Origin of the sequence: Micromonospora sp. ATCC 39149 (assembly GCF_000158815.1) — a bacterium.
In the GTDB taxonomy this organism is placed as follows: domain Bacteria; phylum Actinomycetota; class Actinomycetes; order Mycobacteriales; family Micromonosporaceae; genus Micromonospora.
Genome location: NZ_GG657738.1, coordinates 5695933 through 5701583, shown reverse-complemented (window position 1 = coordinate 5701583; position 5651 = coordinate 5695933). Strand labels below are relative to the sequence as shown.

Below are 5651 nucleotides of genomic sequence, written 5' to 3'. Positions count from 1 at the left end.
GAACGCGCTGCGCCACAAGCCCCTCGAACGGGTGCTGCCGGCCGCCTCGGCCGCCGGGGTCGGCATCATCGCGCGGGTGCCCCTGGCCAGCGGCCTGCTCTCCGGCCGGTACGACGAGCACACCACCTTCGCCCCCAACGACCATCGCACGTACAACCGGCACGGCGAGTCGTTCGACGTCGGGGAGACCTTCTCCGGGGTGGACTTCGGCACCGGGCTGGCCGCCGTGCGCCGGCTCGCCCCACTGGTCGGGACGGGCCGCACGATGGCCCAGTTCGCGCTGCGCTGGGTGCTCGACCAGCCGGGCGTCACCGTGGTCATCCCCGGCGCCCGCGACGCCGAGCAGGCCCGGCGCAACGCCGCCACGGCCGACCTCGCGCCGCTGACGCCCGACGAGCTGACCGCCGTCCGGGACACCTACGACGAGCTGGTCCGGCCGCAGGTGCACGACCGGTGGTGACCCGACCGGCGGCGGTGCTCGTGCACCTCAGCGACGAGGCGCAGGCCGGACCGGGCCGGCGCGGGTGCCCAGCCGGCAAGGGAGGAACGCGATGAAGGGGTGGCTCCGGCTCACCCTCGGCCTGCTCGCGGTGGTCGTCGGCGCCGTCTGGACGGTGCAGGGCCTCGGCTACGTCGGCGGCAGCGTCATGACCGACCGGCGGGTCTGGGCCCTGCTCGGCCCGGTGCTGGTCCTGTTCGGACTCGCGACCCTCTGGTACGGCCTGCGCGCCCGACGTCGCCGCCCCTGACCCCCCCCCACCGCAGGGCGGCCGGCCCCGTCCCGGGCGGGCCGGCCCCGACGACATGGAAAGCCCCGCATCCCGAACGGGACACGGGGCTTCATTGTGATCCGGGTCGGATCATCCCCTCGGCCGGCACGCCGGCCGGGACTGCTCAGATCGGGCGGACCTGCTCAGCCTGCGGGCCCTTCTGACCCTGGGCGATCTCGAACTCCACCCGCTGGTTCTCCTCCAGCGTGCGGTAGCCGCTGGTCTGGATGGCCGAGAAGTGGACGAACACGTCAGCACCCCCGCCGTCGACGGTGATGAAGCCGAAGCCCTTGTCTGCGTTGAACCACTTCACGGTTCCCTGCGCCATGTGTATCTCCTTCTAAAACTGGCGGCCGAGCACGCCGTGCGGCCGATTGGCCGTTTTCGAGCAGCGGCGCCTGAGGCGGCCCCCTATGCAGGAGACTTCTCTCAACCCACGCCATCTCGCAACAGCGTGGAACAGCAAACCACGTAGCGAAAACTCTGCACAGCCTACCCGACGAAATTCTCCGACATGTGACCCGAAGGACGCCCGAATTCCGGCCTCGCGGGCCGGCACCGTCGAGCGAAAGGGCCCCCTCCCGGTCTACCAGGAAGGGGGCCCACGCCTGTTTCGGCCGCTCAGTCGGGCCACCGGCCGGTCATCCGGCGTACGCCCACCGCGCCGCCACGGTCCACGGCCGCCCGGACCACCGCGAAGATCGCGCCCTGGAGGGCGGCGGCGGCGAGGATCTCGCCCCAGCCGCGGTCCTCGTCGGTCGCGCTCGGTGCCTCGCCGTCGCCGGCGGTCACCTTCCACACCTGCCGGAAGATCGCGCCCGCGACCGCACCGGCGGCCAACCCCATCAGCACCCCGACCGGCCGGTACGCGGCCCTGCCGATGCCCTTGCTCACCTGCGCCTCCCCCGGACAACCAACAGCACGATCATGGTAGCCACCGCGCCGGCCGCGACCGCCGCCCACGGCAGCGGGCCACGCGTTAGCTCCGCGCCCGAGGCGGCCCGGTTCCTGGCGGCCTCGGCGCCCTGGGCGGCCTGCCCGCGCACCCGGGCCACGGTCTGCGCGGCCTGCTCCCGCACCCGTCCCTTCGCCTGCTCGGCGGAGGAGCGCAGCCGGGCCTTCACGTCCGCTTTGGCGGCCAGCGCCTCCATCGTCTCGCCCAGTTCCACCCGGGTACGCCGGATCTCCTCGCGGAGCGCCTCGGTGTCGCCGGTGCCGTTGCCCACGCCGCCCGTCATGCCCGTCCCCTGTCCTTCAGCGCGGCGGTGACGGTGTCCACGTCCGCCCGGACGCTGCGTACCGTCGCCGCCGGCACCGGCGGGACCGCCTGGCTGACCTGCTTCTTGCCGACCAGGGCGAGGATCCCGGCCACCAGGAAGAGCGCCACCGCGACGATCAAGGCGGCCAACCAGGCGGGCACGACCAGCGCCAGCAACAGGATCGCGGCGGCGACCAGCGCGCCGAGGCCGTACAGCGCCAGGGCACCGCCGCCGCCGAAGAGGCCGATCCCGATGCCGGCGTGCTTGCCCTTCTGGGTCAGCTCCGCCCGGGCCAGGGCCAGCTCGTCGCGGACGAGCCGGGAAACCTGCTCCGTGGCCCGCTGCACCAGTTCGGCGGTCGACGGCTCGCTTTCGGTCCGAGGCATGCGGTGATTCGCAACGTCAGCCATGCTGTCCTCCTTTCATCATCACCGCGCTGTATGCCCGGAGTCGCCGCCCGTCAATCCTGCGCGGAGCGGCCAGTCACACTGACCGCGTCGCGCAGCAGTCCCCAGGGAACGGCCGTTCAAACCCTGCCCGCCCCTTTCGGCAGATCAACGCACCGCCACACGCACGAAAAGACGCGCACCGTCAGCGCCGGGCCGGGACGTGGTTCCCCGACGGGTCCGGGGCGTCCTGCGACGGCTTTGGCGCGTTCCCCGACGGGCCCGGGGCGTCGGGGCGGCCGGTCGGCTCGTCCGGGCCGACGAACGCCTCGCTGCGGGCCGCGCCGTCGTCGCTGCCGCCGAAGACCCGGGCGTCGTCGCGTGTGCCTCCGGCTCGGTCCGGCGGCGCACCGGGTGCCGGGACTGCACCGCCTGCCAGGGCAGCGCGCCGGAGGCGTCGCCGACCTCGGCTCGCATGCGGGGCAGCGCGGTCGGCCGGTGGTCCCGGACCCAGCCGACCAGGTGCTCGCGGACCAGGCAGCGCAGGTCCCACAGGCTGCCGGCGTTCGCGGCGCTGACCAGCGCCCGCACCTTGATCAGGCCGCCGGTGGCGTCGGTGACCTGAAGGACGCACACTCGGCCGTCCCACAGTTCGCTGCCCTCCACCAGCCGGCGCAGTTCCTCCCGCATCTCCTGCACGTTGATCGACCAGTCGACGTCGAACTCGGCGGTGCCCAGCACGGCCGCCTCGGTGCGGGTCCAGTTCTGGAAGGGCTTGCTGGTGAAGTACGAGGTGGGCAGGATCAGCCGGCGGTCGTCCCAGATCTGCACGACGACGTAGCTGAGGGTCAGCTCCTCGATGCGTCCCCACTCCCCCTCGACGACCACCACGTCGTCGAGGCGCACCGCGTCGCTGAAGGCGAGCTGGAGTCCGGCGAAGACGTTGCCGAGCAGGCTCTGCGCGGCGAGCGCGGCCACCACACCGACGACGCCGGCAGAGGTCAGCACGCCGGCACCGACCCCGCGGACGCTCGGGAAGGTCATCAGCATCACGCCGACGGCGAGGATCACGATCACCGCGATCGTCAGCCGGCGCAGCATCACCACCTGGGTACGGACCCGGCGGGCGTGCCGATTGTCCGGCACGTCGACCCGGAACCGGGCCAGGGCGACGTCCTCGACCACCACCAGCAGCGAGGCGACCAGCCAGGACACGGTGGCGATGATGCCGAGCACCAACATGTGCAGCACCACCTGCCGCCACGGTGTGCCGACGGCGTAGCCGGTGGAGAACCGGACGGCGAACTGCACGGCGAGCACGGTCGCGGCGACCTGGAACGGGCGGTGCGCGTGGTCGGTCAGCTCGGTCATCAGCAGCGAACGCCGGCCGAGCCGCCGGGTCATCCGGTGCACCACCTCGGCCAGGAAAAGGGCGATCGCCGCCGCGGCGAGCGCGGCGACGACCGTCGTGAGGTAGCTCTGCACGGGTGTCTCTCCCCCCTTCAGCGGGTCCCTCGATCCGGGCGAAAGCCCAATGTTGCCCGCTGTCCGCCATCGCGGCCAGGTCAGACCTTGCGGTACCGGGACTGGAGGAAGCAGTACACCCCGTAGCAGGCGATGCCGAGAGCGACCAGGGCGAGCAGGAACGGGCCGTACGACTGCTCGCGCAGGGCGCGCAGGGCGGCGTCGAGGCCGCGGGCCTTCTCCGGGTCGTAGTTGACCCCGGCGACGACCACCAGCAGGCCGGCGATGCCGTACGCGACGCCCTTGGCGACGTAGCCGGCCGTGCCGAGGCGGAGGGCCAGGGTCCGGGTGTGGGTGTTCATCTCCCCGGTCCTGAGGTGCTTCTGGAACTTCTTCCTCCACCCGTAGATCACCAGGCCGACGCCGATCGCGGCGAGCACCAGCCCGGCCAGGCCGACCAGCAGGCGACCGCCGCCGGACTCCATCAGCCTGCCGGTGAGGGCCTCCTGCTGGTCGGCGCTGCTCGAACCGGCGTTGGAGAAGACCTTCCAGGCGATCCAGGCGAAGTACAGGTAGACCAGGGTGCGCGCGGCGGAGGCGATCCGCCCGAGGAGCCGCTGCCGGCCACGCTCGGCGCGGTGCCCGACAGCGGCCTCCAGCGCCTGCCAGATCGCCATGGCGAGCATGCCGACGGCGATCGCGACGCAGAGGAACTTGCCCATCGGCTGCTCGGCCAGGGTGCTCAGCGCACCGGACTGGTCGCCGTCCTTGCCGCCCGAGTCGCCGAAGGCGATCTGCAGGGCGAGCCAGGCGAACAGCAGGTGCACCACGCCGTAGCCGATGAAACCGGCCCGGGCGAGTAGTTCGAGCCACCGGCTGTCCGCGGCCTGCGAGGCGGTGGCTTCGGCGTTGCGGGTGAGTGACATGGCGCCACAATCTCCGATTCCGGAGATTCCCAAACGTCGACCGCCACCGTCAGGTGACGCGCCGTTAGCCGTTGGCGTTGCGCGAAACGCGGATTTTGACCTGCTCGTCGGTGACGCTGTCCAGGGTGACCGCGAAGCCGCCGACCTCGGTGGCCTGCTGGCCCACGGTCAGCGACAGCTGCTCGCCGGCGACCTCGACGGTCACCTGGTCGCCCTGGGCGCCGACCAGCTTGGTTTCGACGCCGAGAATGGTGGCGCTCGCCTCGACGCCCCGGTCGAAGGTGACCGTGCAGGCGTCCAGGCCGCAGTCGGTGGAGGCGCCCTCGGAACTGCAACCGGCGAGCAGGGCGACGCCGAGCGCCAGGCCGGCCAGCAGGCCGGCGGCGCGGCGGGTGGGGGTGGACGGGAAGGTACCGCGTCGGTTCGTCACGCGATCAAGGGTACGAGACCCCCGCGACCCCCGCATTGGTGCAAGGAGCGGCGGCAACCCGCTCGGCACGGTGCCGGACGTGGCGGCGATCGCCGCGGCGGCGCACGCGGCTACAACACCGGCGACGAGGCCGACAGGTTGCTCGCCGAACTGGACCGGCTGGCGGCGGCCCGGGGCAGAATGGCCGGGTGAGCTTCCTGGTCGAGGACAATCCCGCCCGCCGCCGCTTCGAGATCCTGGTCGACGACGCGCTGGCCGGGTTCACCGCGTACCTGCCCCGGGGCGCGGTGCTGGTCTTCACCCACACCGAGGTCGACGCGAAGTTCCAGGACATGGGAGTCGGGGCGGCGCTGGTGCGGGCCACTCTGGACCAGGTCCGCGAACGCGGCGGCCGGGTGGTGCCGAAGTGCCCGTTC

At 72.5% G+C, this 5651-nt stretch carries 9 protein-coding genes and 1 pseudogene; 3 read left to right on the top strand and 7 right to left on the bottom strand.

Annotated elements, in window-relative coordinates; translation table 11 throughout:
• The coding region (locus MCAG_RS25015; protein WP_036375148.1) for an aldo/keto reductase at positions 1–460 on the top strand (460 nt) is incomplete at its 5' end.
• Between the two features lie 91 nt (positions 461–551).
• The gene (locus tag MCAG_RS25010) at positions 552–749 is read left to right on the top strand and encodes a hypothetical protein (protein ID WP_036375146.1); all 198 of its coding nucleotides are present in this window, start codon (positions 552–554) and stop codon (positions 747–749) included.
• Between the two features lie 145 nt (positions 750–894).
• Here the strand turns inward: MCAG_RS25010 and MCAG_RS25005 are convergent, their stop codons facing one another.
• The 7 genes and pseudogenes from MCAG_RS25005 to MCAG_RS24975 all read right to left on the bottom strand — a co-directional run bounded on the left by MCAG_RS25005 (position 895) and on the right by MCAG_RS24975 (position 5235).
• Positions 895–1098 (bottom strand): cold-shock protein, encoded by a 204-nt coding sequence (locus tag MCAG_RS25005; RefSeq protein WP_007075740.1) that lies wholly within the window; start codon positions 1096–1098, stop codon positions 895–897.
• A 293-nt stretch (positions 1099–1391) separates the two neighbouring features.
• The gene (locus tag MCAG_RS25000) at positions 1392–1664 is read right to left on the bottom strand and encodes a DUF4235 domain-containing protein (RefSeq protein WP_036375144.1); all 273 of its coding nucleotides are present in this window, start codon (positions 1662–1664) and stop codon (positions 1392–1394) included.
• Entirely contained in the window at positions 1661–2008 is a 348-nt protein-coding gene (locus tag MCAG_RS24995; protein WP_007075738.1) for a DUF3618 domain-containing protein, read from the bottom strand. Before MCAG_RS24995 ends, MCAG_RS25000 begins: the two co-directional genes overlap by 4 nt.
• Positions 2005–2439 (bottom strand): phage holin family protein, encoded by a 435-nt coding sequence (locus MCAG_RS24990; protein ID WP_007075737.1) that lies wholly within the window; start codon positions 2437–2439, stop codon positions 2005–2007. Before MCAG_RS24990 ends, MCAG_RS24995 begins: the two co-directional genes overlap by 4 nt.
• A gap of 280 nt (positions 2440–2719) precedes the next feature.
• A pseudogene (locus MCAG_RS24985) lies at positions 2720–3900 on the bottom strand (mechanosensitive ion channel family protein); the annotation flags it as partial.
• A gap of 80 nt (positions 3901–3980) precedes the next feature.
• Entirely contained in the window at positions 3981–4805 is an 825-nt protein-coding gene (locus MCAG_RS24980; RefSeq protein ID WP_036375142.1) for a DUF1206 domain-containing protein, read from the bottom strand.
• Between the two features lie 64 nt (positions 4806–4869).
• On the bottom strand, positions 4870–5235 hold the full coding sequence (locus MCAG_RS24975; protein ID WP_007075734.1) for a hypothetical protein: 366 nt from the start codon (positions 5233–5235) through the stop codon (positions 4870–4872).
• Positions 5236–5423: 188 nt separating this feature from the next.
• Here MCAG_RS24975 and MCAG_RS24970 point away from each other — a divergent pair.
• The coding region (locus MCAG_RS24970) for a GNAT family N-acetyltransferase (RefSeq protein ID WP_036375139.1) at positions 5424–5651 on the top strand (228 nt) is incomplete at its 3' end.

Bases quoted from the DNA above. Each gene is read 5' to 3' on its own strand.
- MCAG_RS25010 (WP_036375146.1), top strand. From the start codon at position 552: ATGAAGGGGTGGCTCCGGCTCACCCTCGGCCTGCTCGCGGTGGTCGTC.
- MCAG_RS25005 (WP_007075740.1), bottom strand. From the start codon at position 1,098: ATGGCGCAGGGAACCGTGAAGTGGTTCAACGCAGACAAGGGCTTCGGC.
- MCAG_RS24995 (WP_007075738.1), bottom strand. From the start codon at position 2,008: ATGACGGGCGGCGTGGGCAACGGCACCGGCGACACCGAGGCGCTCCGC.
- MCAG_RS24990 (WP_007075737.1), bottom strand. From the start codon at position 2,439: ATGGCTGACGTTGCGAATCACCGCATGCCTCGGACCGAAAGCGAGCCG.
- MCAG_RS24980 (WP_036375142.1), bottom strand. From the start codon at position 4,805: ATGTCACTCACCCGCAACGCCGAAGCCACCGCCTCGCAGGCCGCGGAC.